The sequence below is a fragment of the Enterobacter cloacae complex sp. S3 genome, assembly GCF_014930495.1.
GTDB lineage: Bacteria > Pseudomonadota > Gammaproteobacteria > Enterobacterales > Enterobacteriaceae > Enterobacter > Enterobacter asburiae_B.
On sequence record NZ_JADBRD010000114.1, the window covers coordinates 1 to 238 of the forward strand.

1 protein-coding gene is annotated in these 238 nt (G+C 58.4%); it reads right to left on the reverse strand.

All coding sequences use genetic code 11. The features are described from left to right. On the reverse strand, window positions 1-238 hold a 238-nt coding region (locus IM317_RS23730; protein WP_305038666.1), incomplete at both ends, for a TIM-barrel domain-containing protein.

A 238-nucleotide genomic window follows, 5' to 3' on the forward strand; every position in this document is an offset into this window, starting at 1 on the left:
GCGCAGCTCAATGGCTGAGCGGATCGCCGGAGTGATGGCCGGATACATCCATGCTTCGTTTACCGTCTGGTCGTCATTCCACGAGTGAATGGTAAAGCGCGGATGCATGACGCCATTTTGTACCCAGCGCACAAACAGTTCCGGCTCGGGTTTATCGCCGGAGAAACCGCCGACGTCGTGGCCGACGTTAAACAGCCCGGAAAGGCTCATCCCCAGGCCCATGCGGATGTTATAGCGC